Source organism: Nonomuraea sp. NPDC049684, from assembly GCF_044465345.1.
GTDB lineage: Bacteria > Actinomycetota > Actinomycetes > Streptosporangiales > Streptosporangiaceae > Nonomuraea.
This window is the reverse complement of the sequence record NZ_JBITLO010000018.1, coordinates 77755-99681: the sequence shown is the minus strand read 5'-3', so window position 1 is coordinate 99681 and position 21927 is coordinate 77755. Positions and strand designations below refer to the sequence as shown.

General features: G+C 70.0%; 13 protein-coding genes and 3 pseudogenes. 7 read left to right on the top strand and 9 right to left on the bottom strand.

The window, feature by feature from the left end; translation table 11 throughout:
- Positions 1-780: 780 nt before the first annotated feature.
- Entirely contained in the window at positions 781-2157 is a 1377-nt protein-coding gene (locus tag ACIBST_RS40865) for an MFS transporter (protein ID WP_397178972.1), read from the bottom strand.
- 67 nt (positions 2158-2224) lie between these two features.
- Here ACIBST_RS40865 and ACIBST_RS40860 point away from each other — a divergent pair, with 67 nt between their 5' ends.
- The gene (locus ACIBST_RS40860; RefSeq protein ID WP_397178879.1) at positions 2225-2959 is read left to right on the top strand and encodes an AraC family transcriptional regulator; all 735 of its coding nucleotides are present in this window, start codon (positions 2225-2227) and stop codon (positions 2957-2959) included.
- A 473-nt stretch (positions 2960-3432) separates the two neighbouring features.
- Here ACIBST_RS40860 and ACIBST_RS40855 read toward each other — a convergent pair whose 3' ends face one another.
- On the bottom strand, positions 3433-4557 hold the full coding sequence (locus tag ACIBST_RS40855; RefSeq protein WP_397178878.1) for an NAD(P)/FAD-dependent oxidoreductase: 1125 nt from the start codon (positions 4555-4557) through the stop codon (positions 3433-3435).
- 544 nt (positions 4558-5101) lie between these two features.
- On the opposite strand from ACIBST_RS40855, the gene ACIBST_RS40850 reads away from it, so the two are divergent.
- The 3 genes from ACIBST_RS40850 to ACIBST_RS40840 are packed head-to-tail and all read left to right on the top strand — an operon-like array spanning position 5102 to position 6364.
- Entirely contained in the window at positions 5102-5356 is a 255-nt protein-coding gene (locus ACIBST_RS40850) for a transposase (RefSeq protein WP_397178877.1), read from the top strand.
- Positions 5245-5475 carry a hypothetical protein gene (locus tag ACIBST_RS40845; protein WP_397178975.1) on the top strand — a complete coding sequence of 77 codons (231 nt, stop codon included), beginning with the start codon at positions 5245-5247 and terminating at the stop codon, positions 5473-5475. The genes ACIBST_RS40850 and ACIBST_RS40845 overlap by 112 nt, the downstream gene beginning before the upstream one ends.
- Positions 5476-5518: 43 nt before the next feature.
- Positions 5519-6364 carry an SDR family oxidoreductase gene (locus tag ACIBST_RS40840; RefSeq protein ID WP_397178876.1) on the top strand — a complete coding sequence of 282 codons (846 nt, stop codon included), beginning with the start codon at positions 5519-5521 and terminating at the stop codon, positions 6362-6364.
- A gap of 155 nt (positions 6365-6519) precedes the next feature.
- On the opposite strand, the gene ACIBST_RS40835 is transcribed toward ACIBST_RS40840, so the two are convergent.
- Positions 6520-6831, bottom strand: coding sequence for a hypothetical protein (locus ACIBST_RS40835; RefSeq protein ID WP_397178875.1), 312 nt, complete (start codon positions 6829-6831; stop codon positions 6520-6522).
- A gap of 246 nt (positions 6832-7077) precedes the next feature.
- Between ACIBST_RS40835 and ACIBST_RS40830 the strand changes: the two are divergent.
- Positions 7078-7912 (top strand): annotated as a pseudogene (locus ACIBST_RS40830) (transposase family protein).
- 1383 nt (positions 7913-9295) lie between these two features.
- Here the strand turns inward: ACIBST_RS40830 and ACIBST_RS40825 are convergent.
- Entirely contained in the window at positions 9296-9535 is a 240-nt protein-coding gene (locus ACIBST_RS40825) for a hypothetical protein (RefSeq protein ID WP_397178874.1), read from the bottom strand.
- A gap of 41 nt (positions 9536-9576) precedes the next feature.
- Here ACIBST_RS40825 and ACIBST_RS40820 point away from each other — a divergent pair, with 41 nt between their 5' ends.
- Positions 9577-16215, top strand: coding sequence for a LamG-like jellyroll fold domain-containing protein (locus ACIBST_RS40820; protein ID WP_397178873.1), 6639 nt, complete (start codon positions 9577-9579; stop codon positions 16213-16215).
- Positions 16216-16265: 50 nt separating this feature from the next.
- On the opposite strand, the gene ACIBST_RS40815 is transcribed toward ACIBST_RS40820, so the two are convergent.
- From ACIBST_RS40815 to ACIBST_RS40805, 3 genes and pseudogenes are all read right to left on the bottom strand, one after another.
- Positions 16266-16493 carry a hypothetical protein gene (locus tag ACIBST_RS40815; protein WP_397178974.1) on the bottom strand — a complete coding sequence of 76 codons (228 nt, stop codon included), beginning with the start codon at positions 16491-16493 and terminating at the stop codon, positions 16266-16268.
- Between the two features lie 41 nt (positions 16494-16534).
- Positions 16535-16852 (bottom strand): annotated as a pseudogene (locus ACIBST_RS40810) (hypothetical protein); the annotation flags it as partial.
- A 30-nt stretch (positions 16853-16882) separates the two neighbouring features.
- Positions 16883-17260: a hypothetical protein gene (locus tag ACIBST_RS40805; protein ID WP_397178872.1), complete on the bottom strand. Its 378-nt coding sequence runs from the start codon at positions 17258-17260 to the stop codon at positions 16883-16885.
- 96 nt (positions 17261-17356) lie between these two features.
- Between ACIBST_RS40805 and ACIBST_RS40800 the strand changes: the two are divergent.
- Positions 17357-17965: pseudogene (locus ACIBST_RS40800) on the top strand (Tn3 family transposase).
- Between the two features lie 584 nt (positions 17966-18549).
- Here the strand turns inward: ACIBST_RS40800 and ACIBST_RS40795 are convergent.
- Positions 18550-20799: an alpha/beta fold hydrolase gene (locus ACIBST_RS40795; RefSeq protein ID WP_397178871.1), complete on the bottom strand. Its 2250-nt coding sequence runs from the start codon at positions 20797-20799 to the stop codon at positions 18550-18552.
- Positions 20796-21770 carry an ATP-binding cassette domain-containing protein gene (locus ACIBST_RS40790; protein WP_397178870.1) on the bottom strand — a complete coding sequence of 325 codons (975 nt, stop codon included), beginning with the start codon at positions 21768-21770 and terminating at the stop codon, positions 20796-20798. The genes ACIBST_RS40795 and ACIBST_RS40790 overlap by 4 nt, the downstream gene beginning before the upstream one ends.
- Positions 21771-21927 lie beyond the last annotated feature (157 nt).

Genomic DNA, 21927 nt, shown 5'->3' with positions numbered 1-21927 from the left:
CACCGATGAGGGGGAGGCGGTCCGCTTGGCGAGTCACTGCCCTGGACTGTCGTCCAGGGGCGCACTGCGGCTGGTGACAGCGTTCTTACCGGCACCCCGTGCATGCCGATGCGGTTGCGGCCCCCGCCTCGCCGCCCCAGCCGAAGCTCACGTACATGAGCGATCATGGCGGCGCGGCGACCAGAAGAACCGTCCGCCGGGGCGGTGCGCGACTCCGGCACGTTTATCCGGTACATCGCCGCCGGGGTCGCGCGGCGGCCGGCATGAGCGTCGCGCCGAAGATCACCGCCCTGCGCGGCGGAGGCGTCCCCCTTGCCGTGGCCGCCGATGCCTTCCTCGCCACAGCGCGCACCGCCAACCCCAACACCCACCGCGCCCACGCCTCGGCCGTCGACCGCGTCATCGCCCTGCCCGGCCGCGACCGGCCGCGCACCGACGTCACCGACACCGAGATCGGCGCCACGCTCACCGAACTGTGTGGCGGACGCGCGGCTGTTCAGAGAGCGTTTTGCAGCCACCCTTGCCCCGCCGATGACGCGAGTGTCGAGAATCGAACTTGGCCTGACAGCAGGAGAGGCACTCGGCGCGCTTGCTGTCGAGATCGAACTTCTTCAGCCCGCCTTCGGTCGGCGGAGAATCTCAGAGAGTCGGGGGCCGGTCAGTGGCCCTGACGCCGACTCCGGCGGCGATGGTGTGGATGGATTCACCGCGCGCGGCAAGCGAGGATGGCGGCGCGTCTGTCGTCATCAATCACTGGCCCAGCGATCCGTGATCTGCTGATCAGTGGGTGCGACGCCGGGGAGCGGTTGCCGGCTTGTTTCGGCCATCGGCTCCATGTCCAGCGGTCTGCCGCGGGCCGCCGGCCCGCGACGGCAGCAGCACGACGATGATCACGGCGCCGAGCGCCACGCAGACGGCGCCCGCCGTGAGCCCGCCCGAGTAGCCCATGATGGCCAGCGCGGCCACCCCGACGGCACCGCCGACCTGCTGAACGGAGGTGAACAGGGCTGCGCCGAGACCGGCGTCCTCCTCGGTGGTGCCATCGACCGCGGCCACTGCCATGACGGGCAGGCTCAGCCCGTTGCCCACACTCAGTATGAGCATGCCGGGCAGGACGTGGGCGATGTGGGAGTCGCCCGCCGCCACGCCGGACAGCAGCAGCAGGCCGGCGATGTTGACCAAGAACGCCAGCGGGAGCGCCCAGCGCGTCCCGATCCTCAGCGAAATGCGGGAGGACAGCCACATGCCTGCCAGGATGCCGGCGCCGTAGGGCAGATAGGCGATGCCGGCCAGGAACGGGCTGTAGCCCAGAACGGTCTGCACTTGGATCATCAGCAGGAACGACATCGCGTACATCGCCATCGAGAACAGCAGGGTCGCGCCGTTGGCCACCGCCCGCGTCCGCGAGGCCAGGAACGATGCGGGCACCAGCGGCGCCGCCGCCCGCGACTCCGCCACCAGGAACGCCGCCGCCAGGGCCCCGGAGAACACGACGGCCCCGTAGACGATCGGATCGCTCCAGCCGGTCTCTCCGGCCCGCAGCAGCCCGTACACCAGCGACACCGCAGCACCGGTGACCAGGACCGCGCCCGCAACGTCGAGGCGGCGTCGGCCGGGGGCGCGGGACTCGGGGACCAGGCGCGGGAGCAACGCCAGGGCCACGGCGACGATGGGCAGGTTGATCAGGAAGATGCCGCGCCAGGACACCAGTTCGGTCAGCGCCCCGGACAGCACGAGGCCCGAGGTTCCGCCCAGGGCCGCGATACCGCCCCAGATGCCCAGCGCCTTGGCCCGCTCCTCCGGCCCCGGATACAGCAACGTGATCATCGACATCGCCGCCGGGCTGGCCATCGCAGCACCGCCGCCCTGCACGAACCGCCCGACCACGAGCTGCCACGGCTCCTGAGCCAGCCCGCAGGCCAGGCTGGCCACCCCGAACAACGCCACCCCGATGAGGAAGACGCGACGGCGGCCCAGCAGATCCGCCATCCGGCCGCACAGCAGCAGCAAACCGCCGAAAGCCAGGAAGTAGGCGTTGACGACCCAGGGCAAGCCGGACGCGCTGAAGCCCAGCTCATCGCGAATGCTGGGCAGGGCAACGTTCACGACGGTGTCATCGAGCACGAGCATGAACTGGACAAGACACAACACAATCATCGGCACCCGACGACGCTATGATCCGCCGTATTTGGCCACAATCCGCGATGAGGCCAGACTATGTCGCATGGAGGACATGAGCGCGATCATCGTCGGCCACTTCCCGCTCGCCTCGGGTGACTGGATCTCCCCGCACAGTCACACCCACCACCAGATCGCCTGGACCCGGCGCGGCGTCCTGAGCGTCGGCGTGGGCGAGGTGTACTGGGTCCTGCCGCCCACCAGGGCACTCTGGCTGCCCGCGGGTGTCACCCACACCACCGGCGCGACCCGCGACGCCGTGCTCTGCAGCCTGTACCTGGCTCCGGAGCGCTGTCCGCTGGACTGGCCCGAGCCCACGGCGGTCGGCGTCGACGGCCTGCTGGCCGAGTTGATCGGGTATCTGGCACGCACCGACCTCACCGACGACGCGCGACTGCGCGCCGAGGCGGTGGTGCCCGACCTGCTACGCCCCCTGCCCACCCGGCCCATCGACGTGCCCCAGCCCACCGACGAGCGGGTCCGGGTGGTGGCGGCCGCCCTGCTGGCCAACCCCGCCGACCCGCGCAGCCTGGAGGCCCACGCCCGCGCGGCGGGCGTGAGCAGGCGGACATTGACGCGGTTGTTCGTGCGCGACACGGGCATGAACTTCGACCGTTGGCGCACGCAGGTACGGCTGCGCGCCGCCCTCCCGCTGCTGGCCGAGGGGCAGCCGGTGTCGCGGGTGGCACACGACGTGGGGTACGCCACGGCGAGCGCCTTCCTGGCCGCCTTCCGCCGCACCGTCGGCACCACCCCCCGGAGTTACCTGCTCAGTCGTTGACTCTGATCTTCTCCACGGTGAGCCGGGGAGAAGACCCTGGCAACGCGCTGACGGCTTGTCCAGCACGATCTAGATGGTCGACGGGCCGCCAGCGCTGGTCGCGAGTGCGGTGAAAGGCCCACCGACACTCGTCGCTGTCGTAGGTGCTTGTGGAAGCGTTCTGTGCGCCGCGTACGGCTCGACCTCGGCCAGCCTGTATCCGGTGGGCTGGTCCCTGTTCACCTGCAGAAATGTCACTGATGGCGGCTGGTGGAGCAAACCTTACCGACAGGCCGAGGCCCGGCGATCCAGCCGGAAGAGGCATCAAGATCAACTCTCTACCGCTGTTTCCTGCAGCCAGCCTCCTCGAAGGCCGGTCCTCCAGGTGGTGCAGCACCAGCGACGCGGTCAGGCGATCGTGCTTCCTCCCTCATGGGCGTTCGTGGTGGTGTGCCCTCGGCAGGCTCAGACCCGCTGCGGGAGAGGTCGTACCGTCAACTTGCCGGGGTGTCATGGGAGAACCGTTCCGGGCGGAAGCCGGCGAGCCTCTCGTCCCTCCTCCCGCTGACGATCTCCGACGCGAGCAGCCGGCCGATCACCGGCCCGAGCGTGATGCCGCTGTGGGAGACGGCCTCGTAGTAGCCCGGCACGGACGGCACCGCTCCCACCGAGGGGTATCCGTCGCCCGGGATGGGCCGGTCGACCACCCGTGTCCTGACGATGCGGGAGTCCTCGAACCCGGGAACGACCTGTCGCGCCGACTCGTGGAGCAGCCATTGGAGCGCCGCCGGATCTTCGCCGGTGTCGATGAGCGCGTCGACCTCGCGGCTGTGGAGGACCACCGAAGCGTCTCCGTCAGGTCGGATCGCGACGCGGGGCGCGTGCATGGTCCGGCGGATCGGCACCTGAGCACACTCGATCCGGGTGACGAGGCCGGGCTCCCGGCGCATCGGCAAGTGCCGCGCGACGAGCCCGGCGACCTGGGCGGCGCCGGGTCCCGCGGCGTTCACGACGGCGTCGACGTCGAGACGGCTGCCGTCGGACAGAGCGACGGTCCGGACGCTCCCGTCGGCGCCGGTGCCGACGTCATGGACCGTGGTGCCGAACCGGGGTTCAGCCCCGGCCGCGACGGCCTGGCCGACCAGGCGGCCGACGAGATGGCGTCCGTGCACCCAGGCTTCGTCGGGAAAGAACACGACCGGAACCTCGTCGGACACCGTGAGCGCGGGTTCGAGGTGGCGGCGTACCTCGGCTCCCGTGCGTACCTCGGCCCGGTAGCCCCAGCCGGCCAGCAGCGCGGCCGTTTCCAGGAGGCTCGCCTCCGCCGCGGGGTCGTCCGCCCAGCGCAGGTGGCCGTCGGGGTGCCACCATGGGTCCGGCCCGATGAGCCCGGCAAGCTCGCGGTACGCCGCCATGCTGGCGACGTTCAGGTCGAAGTAGGGCCTGCTCGCGGTCTTGGCACTGGCGTTGACCCACGAGAACGACCAGTCGGTGATCCCTTCACCCGGCCGGCCCGCGTCGACGAACATCACCTTGACGCCGTGCCGCGCCAAATTCCAGCCCACACAGGCTCCGAGAACGCCTACCCCGATGACAGCAACACATCCAGGCCGCTCCACGACCCGATTCTCTCACGAACACCGTCTCCTGCCCTCTGGCAAGCGTCGCGACTCTCCTCACTACCCGCGCCGTCGGCCGCCCGTCAAGGTAACCGGCGGCGTGCTCGCCGCCGGCGCGGGCGTGGCAGTCCGGGCATCCAGATCGCCCGCGAGCTCGCCGTCGGCAGGTGGATGCTGTACCGGGCGCTCGAGGACGGCGACCCGGGCAGTCCCATGACCTGATCGCTCCAGCCCGCGTCCATCAGAGCCTTCCACCGACACCGAGGGTCAGGCCGAGGCCGACATGGCACATCCCCGCGAGGCGGCCGTGCAAGTGCGCCGACGCCCACCGGGTCTGAGGCGTGTCGCTGATCGTTGAACGTAGAGCTCTCCGGTAGTTGGTTCAACGACCAAGAAGGACGAAACACCGGAGACCTCGTGGCCGGCGTAGTGGTGACGAGGCGGCACGACCTCACTGACGCGCAGTGGGCGGCGCTGGAGCCGCATCTGCCTGCCGCGTTGGGCAAGAGGCGTCCGCCGAGGTGGAGCAGGCGGCAGTTGATCGATGGGATCCGATGGCGTGATCCGGACCGGGGCGCGGTGGCAGGACGTTCCTGCCTGCTACGGCCACTGGTTCACCGTGTATGGCTTGTTCCGGCGCTGGCAGCGGGAGGGGATCTGGTCGCGGATCCTGGCCGCCTTGCAGGCGTGCGCGGACGCCGGTTCGGCGCCGCGTCCTTCGAGGTCATGCTCGGGCGGGCGCTGCCGGTGTTGTCCGTGCGCGAGGTCTCCGAGCGGTGGCGGCTGGCGTTCACGTTGATGCTGGAGGTCTACGGCCGTTCGGTCGCGCCCGCCCCGGCCGCCGCGGTGCCGCTGCCCGAGACCGCGACCGTCATCGCGTTCGTCACCGCGGGGCTGACCGCACCATCCCCTTCCTGAGGAGCATCATGGCCACTTTCGCCGTCACCGGATCGCCTCGGGCATGGGCGCGGCCAGCGCCGCCGCCCTCGCCGAAGCCGGGCACACCGTCATCGGGGTGGACCTGCGCGACGCCGACATCATCGCCGACCTGGACACCGCCGAGGGGCGGAACAAGGCCGCCGGGGAGATCCTCTCCCGCTGCGAAGGGCGTCTGGAGGGGGTCGCCGCCGTCGCGGGCGTCGGCCCGAACCTGCCGGACGCCGCCACGGTGCTGTCGATCGACTACTTCGGCCCGGTCCGGCTGCTGGACCTCCTGCGGCCCGCGCTGGCGGCCTCGGGCGCCGGGCGCGCCGTCGTGATCGGCTCCAACTCCGCCACCACCGTCCCGCTCAGCGACGACCGCCTGGTGGAGCTGGCGCTGGCGGGGCAGGAGGAGGCTGCCCGCGAGCACGCCCGTGCCGCTGCGGAAGCGATGCCCGCCGAACTGCGCGAGCTCGCCCCCAGCACCTCCGCCTACGCCTCCGCCAAGTTCGCGCTCGCCCGCTGGGTGCGCCGCACCGCCGTCACCCCGGAATGGGCGCGGCATGGCGTGCTGCTCAACGCGATCGCGCCGGGCGCCGTGCTCACCCCGCTCATGCTCGGCTCAGCCGGTGGGACCGGCGACGCCGACGACTTCCCGACGCCGATGCCCCTCGGCGTATTCGGCGAGCCGGTGGACATCGCGTTCTGGGTGCACCAGTTCCTCAAGCCCGAGGCCCGCTTCACCACCGGCGCGACCATGCGCCCCGACGCTCAGCCCGTGGCGATGACCATGGGTTGGCAGAAAGGACTCGATCAGCGACGAGGGTCATGTAGAGCGAGGCCCACCACACCACCAGCAGGATGCCTCAAAGCGCTCTGTGCTTGAGCCGCGTAGCTGATGGTCGATGATTTTTTGGACCAAACAGGTTCCCGGGGAAACCCGACACTGCATCCCAGGATGCCCACGGCGGCGAGCGGCATGAGGACCTTCTTTGTATGCCGACCACCGTCGATTACCTTTGTTAGCCGGACTGCAGCTCGCTAGCCTGCGGCGACGAGGTGATTTCCTCGTTTGGTGTTTGCAAACCACCAGCCTGAGCCGCCCATGGGACGCCAATCGAACGCGACGCATGCCTGCTCGATCTCCGCGACGATTTCCGCGACGGAGGCTTCTCGGGGCTCGAAACCTGTCTCACCGAGTTCGCCTGCACGCATCAGCCCTCGATCGAGCAGATCACGGATCACGGCGATGGCAGCTTGAGGGGGCTTCGCGTAGGACAGAATCTCGTCTAGGGAGATCCAGTCATCGAGTCCCGATGTCAGGACCGCACGCACTATCTCTTCTTCAATCATGGCAGGTGAACCTTGTTGTGAACGCCTTCGGCGGTGAAGATGTCCATGGTCGCACCGCCCGAGGCTGACGTGGTGCGCCATTGAGGGGATCTCGGAGAGATAACTCGGGGCGATTGAGGACTTCTCGGACAGGAGCGATGACGTGTCGGGCCTTTCGGGAGGAGTCGTCGAAGGCCGGAGACAGGCGTGGATCCTCCGGTAGTTGAGTTCTCACCGCAAGAAAGCACAGCCGCCGAAAGGCTCCACATGATTACTCATCGTGCCACGCTCGACGTCTCCCGCGCACTCGTTCAGTACGTCGCCCGGTTGCTGCGCAATGAGCGCCAGCTGCGCGGCACCTCGAAGGGCGGCCGGGCCTTGACCCGTTCTGGCAGGCGGTCACGGTGCTGCGCTGGTCCCGAGGCGAGCACGACATCCCCAAGTTCGGCCGCGATCACCACGTTTCCCGGGCCACCGCCTACCGCTACGTCCACGAGGAATCGCAGTTCTCGCTGCTCAAGCACCGGGTCTTGGTGAGACTCTCGACCGCGCCCAAGCCGAGGGACTTGCGTCTGTAATCCTGGACGGCGTGCTGATCCCGATCGATCGCTGTGCCGAGCAGACGCTCAGCGTCATAGGCGAGTCCATCGACGTGTGGTATTCAGGCAAGGCCCACCAGCACGTCGGCAACCTCCAAGCCTTGTCGTCGCCAGGCGGGCTGCCATTGTGGATCGCCGAGGTCGAAGCCGGCTCCGTTCACTACCTCACCGCCGCTCGCATGCACGTGCTGGGCGCGCTGTACGTCGCCGCTGCACACGGCCTGCCCACCCTCGCCGACAGCGGCTACGACGGCGCCGGAATCGGCATTCACACCCCGATCACGCAGCCCGAAGGAGACCAGGTCCTCAGCCCGGACAACCGCACCTACAGCCGACTCCTACGTGCCCTGCGGTGCCTTGGTGAGCGCGGATTCGCCCTGCTCAAAGGTCGATGGCGCACCCTCCAGCACATCGCCATCAGCCCCAGCGGAATCGGCGACATCGCCCGCGCGGCGCTCGTCCTCACCCATTTCGAGCACGACCACCTGCTGGCTATTCGCTGAGATCACGTCAGTGCTCATCAACCAGACTACCGACGCCATCCCTCTGGTACATGGAAATCATTCTTCCCTCGGAAGTAGCGAAAATGAAAGAAATAGGATTCTTTCGAGAGCTTGGCCACGGGGATCCGGGCGGCCCTACGCTTGTTTGCCGGCATAAATAAGGTCAATGCCGATCGACGCTTCGTGATCGAATATCTTCGAAACGGATCACATCTGGCGGTATCGGGGACCGAGGTCCAGGACATCATCTCGGCGGAGCACGTCCTAATCGGTTCGCTCTTTACACAAACCGATGGCTGCTGGATGTGCCGAGCGATATGAGCTACTACGTAGCTAACTACGGAGTCGACCTGCCGGCCGAATTCGTCAGTAGAGTTCACAATTTGAAAGGAGTGCCTCCAAAACTGACCAGAGAGCAATTGATCGAGGTGGAACACGCCATTTTCGGCGGCTAGAGGGTGTCCCGTTCTGGTGGTCCTGTACGACTGGACCACCAGAACATCGATGCTGTTCGATCTAGCCTTCCCCTGTGTACCGCTCAAATATTGTCCGGGTGGTGCGCGCCGTTGGGCTCTGTGTTGGGACGAACTGGCCTTAGCAGAAAACGATGGCCATGCCCAAGACTTGCTCGAAGCGGACTACAGGGGAATATGAACGTGAGAGCCAGCGCCAGTTCGTCACGAGAGTGAGCACCAGTGGCTGATCCTTGGGGCGCGGCATGGTTACGAGCGCAGATCGCGTGCCTGCGCGCGGTCGGGGCCTGCGGTGGGGGCATCGGCGGCCCGGCCGGGGCCCGCGGTCGTAGCGCTGGGTGGTGACGGGGGAGGCGCGCCCCAGGAGCGCCTGGACCTCCTCCACCGGGACGCCCATGGCGGGCCCTGAGCTGCGCGTCGGCCCTTGGCGCCAATACTCGGCCGGATCTTCCCGCTGCCCCGGTTCGCCTCGGCGTCGTCGCAGAGCTCGGCGATGGCATCGGCGCGGTCGGGCGGTGGGGTGGAGGAGTTCGATCCTGCCGGGGCCGGGGCGGGTGCGTTCTTGAGGCCGTGGGAGTCGCGGTCGGGTACGCCCCTCGTTCGGTGGTGCCTGAGCAGGTGTGATGGGCGGTTGTGGGATGGCCGAATGTGGCCATCGTGATCGTCTTGACCTATCGCTTGGTCGGGCTCATCGTCGAGAGGGCTTCGACGGCGAAGCGGGCGGGGAGGGGGGCGATGGGGGCCGGGGATGCACTGATCAACGTCCACGGGGACCTCGCGTACACGCATGTGACGTCGGCGATGGACGCGAGCCGGCGGATCGCCTACAGCGTCCTGGACGCGACCAAGGGGGAGCCGGACGCGGCGTACACGGCCGACGGCCCCGCCGAGCCGCCGTTCAAGCGGAAGGTCACCGATGGTCGGTCACGGGATCGCGGGCGCGGCCGCGATGCCGACGGTCAAACCTGGCGGCAGGATCGAGGCCGGCGCGCCCCCAGTGCCGTCGGAGAACCTGAAAGGCGCCGTCACCTGCGCCGGAGCCCGCAGCGTCGACTTCAACGAGGCCGACCAGGTCGTCCACAGCGTGCCAGCGATCGCCGCTCGAAAAGGCGATGCGCACCGAGAACACCGACAGCAACGACGAACCCATCCAGCGCCTGGATGCGGACTGATCGGCAAGGAGCTCACTTCGTGCACGACAAGAACCTGATCAAGGTCTACAAGGACCGCGAGTACACCTCCACGACAATGGTCCGGCACAACGGCACCGTGGTCGGCTTCGCCCTCGGCGCCGACCGCCGCGTCTACTACAGCGTGCTCAGCCTGGACCAGGCCGATCGGGCGCGCGGCGCACTCGACGCGGCCTACTGGAACGCCGACCCGGCCGTGTTGGTGTTCCCCACCGAGATCGTCGACGTGGGCCCCGAGACGCCCCAGGTGGCGGTCATGCCGGTCGTCAAGAAGCTGGGCTCGGCAGAGGTGCCGCCCTCGGAGAAGCTGCTGCCCGGCGAGGAGGACCCGTTCCTGTCCACGACCGCCCGGCTGACCTCCGAGTTCCCCATCCAGGTGGTTTCCGACGGCCGCTACCTGCTGGTGTTCCGCCAATCGGTGGCGGCGGGCGCGGCCGGCTCGGTCTATGAGACGACCACCGGGCGGCTGACCGGCGACGCCGCCGGAGGCAAGGCGGCCAAGGCCGACGCCGCGCTGCTGTGCGACCGCTTCGTCCTGGTGGGCGCCGAGCTCAAGCCGGTGGTGGACGTCCGCTACCAGCGCAGCCGCAGCCGGATCCTGCCCGCCTCCGGCGGTGACACGCTGGGCACCCGGGACATGGAGGGCCGGCTGTTCTACGAGCCGACCATGAAGCTGTCGTTCGCCGGACGGCTCACCGGCGGCCTGTTCACCGCGCTGACGCTGCCCACGGCCGTCACCGGGCACACCCGCTGGCAGATCTTCACCGCCGACGCCTCCGGCACCGTGCACGGCCACAACCTGGAGCAGACCCCCGACGGGCTGTTCAACCCCGCCGGAACCCAACTGTGGACCAGCCCCGACCCCAAGTACGCCGCCTCGGTGCTGGAACGGTCCCCTGGGATCGACTCGCACACCCGCAAGCTGCTGGTTCCCGTCAAACCGCCGCAAGACCGGGCCGGAACAGCGTTGCGCTTCGACGGCACGGGCGCTCCGGTGATCGCGGGCGTGGACGTCACGGCCGCGCCGGCGGGGCCGTACACGCTGGAGGCCTGGATCAAGCCCGCCGCCGCCACCGGGACCGGGCTGATCATCGGACGCACCCAGCGCACCAGCATGGACAGCCCTGTGCACGTGAGCCTCCAGGCCGACGGCAAACTGCGGTTCGGCCACGGCACGCAGACCCTGACCTCGACGACGGTGGCGCCGATGGGGGTCTGGGCGCACGTGGCGGCCGTCTTCGACGGAGCGGCGCTGCGGCTGTATGTGAACGGCGCGGCGGCGGGCTCGCTCACCACGTCCGAGCAGGTCGACGTCAGCGCCCGGATCGTGGTCGGCGGGCGCGGCCTCGGCCAAGCCTCCGCCGACGTGTTCACCGGCCAGATCGACGAGGTGCGGGTCTGGACGATCGCGCGCGCCGACTTCGCCACCCGGGGCCAGCGCCTGTCGGGCGGCGAGACCGGCCTGTACGCCTACTTCCCCCTCGACGAGGGCGCCGGCGTGGAGGTCCGAGACCGGAGCGCCAACAAGTTCTCCGGCCGCTTCGACCCCGGCCCCGTGTGGGCCGACTCCGATGCCCCCGTCTACGACGGCCCCGGCATCACCCGCCAGTCGTTCACCGTCACCGGCCGAAAGGCTGTCGCGGGCCTGACCGCGACGCTGTACTACCAGCAGCAGTCCTCGGTGACGGGCTACGGCCAGGCGCCGGTGCCCGAACGCAGGCAGGCGCGCGTGATGCTGGCCTTCGCCACCTCCGGGCCGCCGCCCAAGGGCGAACCGGCCGATCGCTCCTACGTCGCCACCCTGGACTTCGCCGTCTCCAAGGACGGCCGGCTGGCCAGGCTGCCCGGCGTCGTCGACCTGGCCTGGATCGGCACACCCGACCCGACCAAGGACACCGAGCGACTCCGTCAGGCGGAGGAGGCGGTGACCGTCGCGCGCGGCAAGCTCTATACCGACCAGCAGCTCACCGACTGGATGCCGAGCAGCGTGGCCCGGCTGAAGCAGCTTGAGGAGGAGTTGACCAGGGGCGGCATCTTCAGCCTGTACACCCTCAACAGGACCATCGTCGGCCCGGCCAGGAACGCGGAGCGGCAGCGGGAGGCCGAGATCATGGCCGAGGCGGTGCCGCTGGCGCAGAGGTACCTGCAGCAGTTGGAGGCCTCCCAGCGGCTCGGCGCCGACAAGGCGGCCCTGGACGCCGCGCTCAACACCCTGGCCACGCTGACCGGCGCGCAGGCGGGCGCGGCCGAGGCGGTGCTGCCGATGCCCACGCTGCACACCGACCGTGCCGGGCTCACCACACTTGGCGCGCTGCTGTCCTTCGCCTGGACGGGCAACGCCCCCGCGCTGCTGGACAGCTCGACCGGCGAGGTGGCGCTGTACTTCCGCGGCGGCGCCGGCCAGTATTTCGCCACCTACTACGCCGCCACGATCGCCCCTGCGGTCAAGCAGTTCACCGTCGCCGACGGCACGTTGCGGCTGTCGGCCCGCGACATGGCCCTGCGCTCGGCCGACTTCGCGGTCAAGGTGACCGCCACCGGGGCGGGCCTGTGCACGGTCGAGGTCAGCCGCGGCACGACCAAGGAGACGTTCCCCTCGGTGCCCGACCGGGCCGACCAGCTGGCCTCGGTGCTGAACGGCACCGCCAAGGGAGCCGAGCTGGGCACGGTGCTGTCGCTCCAGGACAAGGTGGTGACGCTGATAGAGCCGCTGGCGACCGCGCTGACCGCCGGCTCGGCTGTGACGGTCGGCGCCGACAGCCGGACGGCCGAGGCGACCCCGGCCGGCTCGGCGCAGATCACGCTGACCAGCGGCGGCCTGACCGCCGGCACGGGCGCCAAGGTGCGCACCCCCGCCTACGACTACACCAAGGCCACCTGCAGCGCCCCCGGCGTGTCGGTGGCCTCGGGTTCGCTGATCGTCAGCGCGCACGCCCAGAGCGCCACCGGGCCGGTCCCCGCCGGGACCGCCGCCGACGTCAGCCAGCCGCTCGGCCCGCGCTGGCACGGCGACTCCCCCGGCCGGGCGTTCTCCTTCGACCGCGACGCCAAGAACCGTCTGCACCTGGCGGACACCGCCAACATCGCGGCCCTGGCCGCCTCCGGCGACCTGACGATGGAGGCGTGGATCAGGCCGACCGTGGTCAACAACGGCGCCCTGATCCTGGCCACCGACACCGGCCCCACCCGGTACGCGCTGAGCCTGACGCAGCTCTTGAAGGGCGACGGCTCCTTCGCCTACCAGATCGACGCGACCGTCAACGAGCAGAGCGTGCGCACCGTCGACCTGTTCCCGCCGGGGGAATGGGCCCACCTGGCCGTCGCGTTCACCCAGGACTGGGCGATGCGGATGGACGGCGTCGGCTACCTGGACGCCGGCGGTCCCGGCGGCCTGGACATCGTGGAGAACCTGACCATCGAGGCGTTCGTCCAGATCGAGTCCAGCGGCCGGCACGGGCTCGTCGGCAAGGGCGTGCTCGGCGACGGCGGTCAGACGGCCGTGCCCTACTGCCTGTACGTCGACAACGACAACCGCCTTGCCTTCGCCTTCGAGGCCGGATCCGGTACGGCCGCCCCCGTCGTGCACAAATCCACCATGGCCCTCACAACTGGCAGGTTCCACAGGGTGGCCGTCGTGCGCAGGAACCCGACCGGCATCGAGACGGGCGTGGAGATCCGCTTCTACGTCGACGGCGCCGACGCCGGGACGCACCGCTACAAGGGCGCCAAGCCCGTGGGCAACGGCGCGCCCGCCGAGCTGGGCCGCATGGTCGAGGGCAAGACCGTGTCCGGCCTGAAGGGCATCCTGTCGGAGGTGCGGATCTGGAACGTGGCCAGGGACGCCGACCAGATCGGCGTGTCCATCAGTCCCAAAGCGCAGGGGCTGGTCGCCTGGTGGAGGTTCCCGGAGTCCAAGGGCTCCACCACTCAGGACATGTGCGGCTCCTATCCCGCCACGCTGCGCGCCGTGACCCGGGTGCGCACCCCCGACCCGGCGGGCAACAGGTTCACCCTGTACCGCAACGGCAGCCCCGTGGCGACGGAGCCGGCGACGCAGGCGGCCGTTGCCCGGTCCGCCGCGCCACGCTCGGTGGTGGGCGAGGGGTTCACCGGCGACCTGGACGAGATCCGGGTCTGGCGGACCGCCCGTACGCAGGAGCAGATCCTGGACAACATGTTCGGCCGCGTCAAGGGAGACCGGCAGCACCTGCTCGCCTACTACCCGTTCGAGGCCGACGACACGGTGGCCGGGGCGCTGGTCAAGGACGCAGGGCTGAGCGGCCAGCACCTGACTCAGTCGGCGCCCGGTCCGAAGATCGTACTGTCCACGGCGCCGATCTCCACCGACGCCGCCCGGATCCGCTCGGCGCTGACCGGCATCAAGACCTCCTTCCACGGCACGATCGCGACCACCCCGGCCGCCACCGAGTACGGCGACGTGCAGCGGCTCCCGGACGACTCGATCATCGGGGTGCTCAAGCGGGCCTACGGCTACCTCCAGGACGACAAGTCGTGGGCGCTGAGCACCGGTTTCAAGGTCGGCGAACTGGCCACCACCTGGGTCGGCCAGGTGCAGTTCGACCCCCAGCTCATCGGCTACATCGAGGGCGCGCCGCCGATCCCGTCGGAGAACATGATCGACGAGAAGAAGGACTACGCGGGCACCTCGTCGGTCGCCTTCGTGCAGGCCGACAACGTCGTCAACACCTTGTCCTCCCAGCGGGACGTCAGCGTCGACAGCGCGATGAAGATCGCCTTCGACCAGGCGTTCGGCGACGAGGTCTGGGCCGTCCTCGCGCCGCTGGGCGCCGGCACCGCCAAGCCGATGAGCGCGGTCAAGCAGGAGTGGGGCTTCTACCTGTCCCTCGACTTCTCCAACAGCTGGAGCGACACCACGGAGGTGTCCCAGGGCGCCAACACCACCCGTACCAGCAAGGTCACCCTCGCCGGCGGCTGGGAGGACGCCGACGGCACCAAGCACGTCAACCCCACCGTCGGACGCCGCTGGGTGCCCGCCAACACCGGCTTCGCCGTCGTGCAGTCCGAGACCGCCGACATGTACGCATTGCGCTTGACGCACACCGGCGCCGTCGTCGCCTACCGGATGCTGCCCAGCCCCGACATCCCCCGCGACTGGAACCTGATCCCGTTCCCGATCAACCCCCGCTACACCAAACAGGGCACCCTGGACGGGATCGTCGGTTTCCACGAGTACGGCCAGGTACCCGGCCTGCGTCCGTTCCCCGACCCGCACTTCCCCAACGCCGCCGACGGGGTGAGCGGCGAGTACAGCTACTACCGACCCGCCGAGGCCTACCGGATCAAGAAGCGCATCCAGCGCGAGCAGCAGCAGTTGCAGGGCTTCTACGACTCGGTGTCCATCCAGACCCACACCTGGGACCCCACCCACGGCCAGGCGGCCAAGGTGCTGAACGGGATGACGGGCGGCACCGGCGCCACCACCGAGGCCGGTTCCGGCGGCGACCCCGAGGCCAATCGCGCGGCCACCAGATCAGCCTCGCGCCGCAACATCGTCAACACCTACGTGTGGACCGCCGCAGGCGGCTTCTTCGCCGAGACGACGGCCACGACCGACCAGGTCACCGAGACCACCTCGGGGGCGTTCTCCTTCAAGTCCACCTTCGGCGGCAACTACGCCATCAGCTTCGACGTCATGGACTTCGGCCACAAGTTCGGCCTGGAGGCGTCCATGAGTGCCGGGTACAGCGTCACCCGCAAGAAGTCCAAACAGGCCACCCGCACGTTCAGCCTCGATGTGAGCTGCGGGCCCGGCGCCGAGCTGCAGAAGTTCGTCGGCGACAAGCCGCAGTTCGACGCGGCGGGCAAGCCGATCCTGGTGCCCGGCCGGGTCGACGCCTACCGGTTCATGACGCTCTACCTGGACACCACCACCGACAACTTCGAGGACTTCTACGGCAAGGTGATCGACCCCGAGTGGCTGGACCGGGGCACCGACCCGAACGCGCTGGCGCTCAAGCGGGCCCAGCAGGCCGAGACCAAGCCGCCGTGCTGGCGGATCATGCACCGGGTCACGTTCGTCAGCCGGGTGCTGGACACCGGTGTGAGCACACCGTCACTGGCCCAGGAGATGGGGTCGCTCGGCATCGCCAGCGACTACGCGCTCATCACCAAGCTCCAGCCGCACCTGACCGGCGCGACGAAGGACTTCGCCGCACTCAACAAGGCGGCCAGGGCCGCGCTGGTGGGCAACTTCGCCCGGCTGGCCCCGTACGCCGACACGATCGTGGGCCGCCTGGCGGCCTACTACAACCTGCAACCGGACGACGCCCCGCTCACCGCCGCGCCGCCCGCCGCGGCGGCGGCCCCCGACGGCAAGGTCACCCTGGGCGCGACGTCGGTCCCCAAGGGCACGAGCCTGACCTTCACCTACTCCACGCTGCCCGCCACGGTCAGCGACAAGAACTGGATCGGCCTCTACCCGGCCACCAAGGCCCCCAAGGACGGCGAGTCCATCGACTGGCGCTACACCCCCGGCGCGACCGGCACGCTCGTGATGCCGACCGACAGACTCCCCGGCCCGGGCGCGTACGCGGCGTACTACCTCCACAACGACGGCTACACGGTTCTGGCGGGCCCCATCCGCTTCACCGTGACCTGACGTACCAGGCGACGCCGGCCGGCCCCGGCCGGCGTCGCCGACGACAGCGTTCACCCGCGTCCTTGGGAGGCGTCCGCGGTCCGCCCGAGCCGGCCCTCCCACTGCGCGAACACACCTTGCTGCCGATCAGCCTCACCGCGCGTCACGGCCGCAGGTGGGCTGGAATGGTAGCCCGGGAAGTGGGCGGCCCAGTCCTCCGGCATGAGGTCGAAGCGCTGGTAGGGGAGGTGATCGCCGGCGACGTAGAGGACGTCGCCGTCCAGGCTGATGGCCAACACGAGATCGCCGGCAGTGAGAACGGGTGCCCCATGGGTTGCCGTGTTTCGGCGTCCCACAGCTGAATCGCGCCGTTGGCCATCCCGACGGCGAGCACGCGCGCATCCGGGGAGAAGGCCAGGGCGGTGACGTCCGCGGCCGAGGTGGCGTCGTACGTTGCCGTTCCAGAGGGCGGTCTGCCCGCTCCCCGGGCCGACGGCGAGGTAGCGCCGTCGGCGCTGAAGGCCAGCGCGCCGGACGCGCCGATCCTGCCCGCGCGGCGGGTCGGCCCTGCTGCGGTGAGATCGGCGACATGCCCCTGCGAGCTGACCAGTAGCCGCTCGGTGGGGTCGACGGCGAGGCGGCCGCTGATGAAGGGCACGGTCGCGGAGATGCCGCCTTTGATCGGATCCTAGACGATGGTCTTGCTGAGGTGGGAGGCATCGTTGCCGAGGATGGGATTTCCGCCGATCAGGATGCTGTCGCCGGCGAATGCGAGGCTCTTTCCGTCTTGGAGGGGCGGGGAGGTGGCACTGAGGCGTCGGCCGTCGAGATCCCAAAGCCATGCCCTGAACGGCGGTGTCTGCAAGATGTCGCTGTAGGCCAGGACCCGGCCGTCGCGCCGGAAGGCGGCGACCACCAGGCATCCCGCCGGCACTTCTGAGGCGGTTACCGGACAGTGCAGTGGTGGCGGGCCGGGCAGGCACTGCCCGGTGCTGCCGTCGCGTAGCTCGACGCGGTCACCGTACGTGATGGCAAGCCGGTGGCCGTCCGAACTGAACGTCGCCATGGTGACGCGGTCGTCTCTCCGGCCGCCGTCGGAGAGGGCAGTGAGCCGACGCGTGCGGGCGCCTGCGGGACCTGACCCGGGTCACCCTCGTGCGCGATGAGACCCCGACCGAGATCGCCAAGCGCTATCCGCACGCCGGGCCGCTGCTGGGCGCGCTGGAACGAGGACTTGGTGGCCGCCTGCTGGCCGGATCTGCTGCGGATGGCCGGGGCGTTGAAGTACGGGCAGGCCACCGCCTCGCTGATCGTAGGCAAGTGGTCGGCGGCCTCCCGGCAGAACCCCCTGGCTGCCGCGCTGAAGGAGTGGGGCATGCTCAGAAGGACTGTCCACCTGGCCGAATAGCTGTCGGATCCGGCCTTCAGGGGGAAGATCTCGCGGCAGCTGAACAAGGGGGAGAGCCTGCACGCGCTGCGCCGCGACCTGCATCACGCCCAGCAGGGCACGATCATCCGCCCGCATCTGGAGCAGCAGGCCGAACAGGCGTGGTGCCTGACCGTGCTGACCAACTCGGTGGTCGCACATCTCGCCCGGCCACAGCGACAACATCAACTTCCTCGGCGTCATCAACGTCGACGTAGAGGCGGAGCCGGCCAAGCTCGACGCCAGCGGATGGCGGCCACTGCGGCCCGCGCAACAGCGCCAGCTGGGACCGACTCCCTGAGCAGCCATCGCTTCGTGCCGTTGAAGGAGGCACGGGCAGGGTGAGATGGCCCCGCGACCGACGACGGGCCATCGTGCTGCCGGCGGGGCGAGCCGGAGTATGCCGTAGACGTCCGTCATGGGGGCCCGGCCGTGAATGTCACGGTGCGCCTGCGTCTGGCGGCACCCAGGAGACGAGCGCGGGGGTTCGATCGATGCCTTCCGCGTGGCGTGTCAGGCGCGCAGGAGATTGATGGCGCGCTCGTCGAGCTGCTGGGCGCAGCGTAGGCCGCGGGCGCGAAGCGGGACAGGTCGCGCCGCATCTCGGTGATGGTCCTGCGGGTGCGGGCGGAGGCGACGCCGTCCATGTGGTCCATCGCCCGGCCCCATGGGGCGCAGGCTTGTTCGATGTTGCCCTGGGCGAGGAGGAGTTCGGCCTCGGCGGCCAGATCCAGCATGACCGCAATTGGATACCTCGCCGAGTTGGAGGCGCTGGCCGGAGGCGAGTGTCCGGCCCCGGCCCGCACCGCCTGTACGTGGACGAGATCTCCTTCTCCTGCGCGCGCTGCGGCGGCGGCCCCGTGAGGATGCCCGGCGTGACCGGCGCCTGGTACGACGCCCACCCGGAGCCGATCGAGGTGGCCTGCGGCTCACGTGGCCGGCTGTACTCCCTGCGGGCCGCATACGGTGCCCGCCGCAGGTAGGCGCAGGCTGATCAGATAGCGGTTGACGTGGGCGATGATGCAGGATTTGCCGGCGTTGTAGAGGCCGTGACCGTGGTCCTGGTACTCGACCGTCCCCGATCCGGGCACCCGCCGTACGAGGTCCGCGGTGGCCTCGAAGTCCGTCCAGGAGCCGACGCCCAGGTAAGGCGGCAGGCCTGTGGAAGGCAGCGGCGCGGGTGGGTTGGTCGCGGGGGCCGGCCAGCCGACGCAGGCGAGCGGGTGCCACAGCTCGGTTCCGGCCAGGTTCGGCAGCAGGCGCTCGCCCTCGCGGCGCGAGGCCCGGTACTCCGCGTAGTCGCGGAAACCTAGGCCGTCGAGGCAGTGGGTCATGTTCATCCCGGTGAACGAGGGGACCTTCGGGCTCTTCGTGCTCTGCCGGACGTAGTCGGCGAAGCCCGAGGCGTCCCCGCCGGCGGCCCGCTTGATCGCCTCGGCGAGCTCTGTCCACCGGGGGTAGCCGGGCGCGGGGCCTGGGGAGACGATGCTGGGAGCGGCTGCCTCCTTGAGGTCGAAGCCGCTGTAGGCGGCCTGCGGCGGCTCGCCCTCGACGGGCACCGGGACGCGGTCGGCCCGCGCCACCAGCGACCGCCAGACCTCGCCGACGTCCTGGCCGTGCAGCGCGCAGGCAGTGCTCGCCGTGCACCAGGCGGCGAAACGGGCGAACGACTCCTCGTGTGGAAGCCTGGTCTGCGCCCGGGACATATACGGATTGGCCGTGCCGTCGAACACCATCGCGCGCACCCGGCCGGGGAACAGCCGGGAGTAGGCGATCGCGGGGATACCGCCGTAGGAGTTGGCGATGAAGCTCAACTGGTCCTCGCCGAGGGCGGCGCGGACGGCCTCCATGTCGCGCGCCACGGAGGCCGAGTCCATGTGGTCGAAGAAGTCGGGGTCGGCGGCACGGCAGCGCTCGGCCGCCGCCTGGTTGCGCCTGCCCAGCTCGGCGTACTCCGCGCGGGTGTCGGGCCAGGTGATCCAGGGGCCGGAGACGAGGCAGTCGTAGGGCAGCACGCCCTTGTCGATGGTGTTGCGAGGCTCGACGCTGACCACGTCGAACCGGTCGCGCAGCTCGGCGAAGCTGCCCGCGTTCTCGCTCAGCTCCGCCACTCCCGAGGCCCCCGGTCCGCCGGGGATCGCGAACACGGCACCGATCCGCCGCTGGGCGCCGGTGGCGGGCAGCAGGCCGACGGTCAGCTCGATCCGCCGTCCTGACGGCTTCGCCCAGTCCAGCGGGACGGTGACGGATGCGCAACGCAGCTCTTCGGCCAGCCGCTTGTCGGCGCAGTCCGCCCAGGCCGGTGTCGACGGGCCCGTGCCCGTGTCCGGCAGGCCTGTCACAGCCGGGAGCAGGACGACCGTGGCCACGCCGATCGCCGCCACCCTGATCCGGCGCCCGGCGGGCGCCATCACGGTGGCGCCCGCCGTCAACGCGACGGCCACGTACCCGACGAGTAGGACCGCCGCCACGGCGGGTGGCAGGATCCCGCCGCCGGTCCCCGCGATCTGGAACGGCAGGTTTTCGATCATGAACGAACCCGCCTGCGCGCGCAGCGGCATGGGCAGCGTCCTGGCCACCACCGGCAGCACCACGATGATCACGGCCAGGGCGACCAGCGCGCCGGGCGTGGAGCGGACGACGGCACCGACGCCGAGCCCGATCAGCGCGACCGCGGCCATCGACAGCCCGGCGACGATCACCGAGGCGAGCACCCCCGGCTCAGACAGCGGCGTGCCCAGCGTCACCCCGACACGCAGGATCTGCCCGGCCCGATCGCCGAGCACCGCCATGGAGGCCGCGTGCATGGCGAACGCCAGCACCTGGCCCGCCACCAGCGCCACCGCCGCCAGGGCCGGAATCTTGGCCAGCAGCAGTACCTGCCGGCGCGGCACGGCCACCAGGCTCGCCTGGATCGTCCCGGTGCTGTGCTCCGAGGTGATTGTCAGGGCACCCAGGACGGCGAGGACGAAGTAGGCGAGGGCGATCCCGTTGCCGATGCCGTCCCCGTTGGTGGGGAAGGCCAGCCGCTGGTCCAGGGGCTGGCGGTCGAAGCCGCGGCCGATCATGAAAGCTGTCGCGGCGCAGGCTCCGATGGCCGACGCCGAGCAGGCCAGCAGGTAGAGGTTCGAACGCAGAGAGCGGAACTTCAGCCACTCGGAGGCGATCACGTCGATCATCGCGCGGCCCGCCGTACTGGGGCGCGCCCAGAGCCCTCGCCGGTGACGGTCGTGTAGTCGGTCCTGTCCTCGCTCACCGTCGTGTACTCCGTGCTGTCGCCGGTGAGCCGCATGAACGCCTCCTCCAGGGACGCGCCGCGCGGCGACAGCTCCACCAGCGCGATCCCCGCCGCCAGCGCCAGCTCACCGATCCGGGCCGCGCCCAGGCCGCGCACGGACAGGGCGCCGTCGTCCTCGGTGGTCACCGTCGCCCCCTGCGTGCGCATCACGGCGGTGAGCCGTTCGGGACGGGACGTGCGCACCAGCACGTCCCCCTGGAAGTGCCCCGCCAGGTCGTCCATGGTGGTGTCGGCGATCAGCCGGCCCCGCCCGATGACGACGACGTGGTCCGCCGTCACTGCCAGCTCGTTCATCAGATGGCTGGACAGCAGCACCGTGCGGCCTTCGCCGGCGAGCGAGCGCAGCAATCCTCGGAGCCAGCGGATGCCCTCCGGGTCCAGGCCGTTCAGCGGCTCGTCCAGCATCAGCACCGCCGGATCGCCGAGCAGCGCCGCCGCAATGCCCAGCCGCTGCCTCATCCCCAGGGAGAACCCCTTGATCCGCCGGTCCGCGACGCCGGTCAGGCCGACCTGTTCCAGGACCGCGGCCACCCGGGCCATGCCGATGCCGTTGCTGCGGGCCAGGCAGCGCAGGTGGTCACGGGCGGTCCGACCGCCGTGCACCGCCCCGGCATCGAGCAGCGCCCCCATGGTGCGCAACGGACTGCGCAACGACACATACGAACGCCCGTCCACCAGCGTCTCGCCTGCGGCGGGAACCTCCAGCCCGAGCACCGCCCGCATGGTCGTGGACTTCCCCGCGCCGTTCGGCCCCAGGAATCCGGTCACCAGGCCCGGTCTCACGGTGAAACTCAGATCGTCCACGGCGACCGCGCGACCGTACCGCATGGTCAGGCCTCTCACTTCGATCAAAACGCCCCCTCGTCGATGGCCTCGGGACCGCCCGGTTCGGCGGCGTGGCCAGCCTGATGGCCGAGGAGCAGAACCTCCATGGGCCTGCGCCTACGGGGCAGGTGGACAATTGCCACCAAAGCAGGTGGGGCCAGCCCTACCTCCGCAGTCCTGCGAA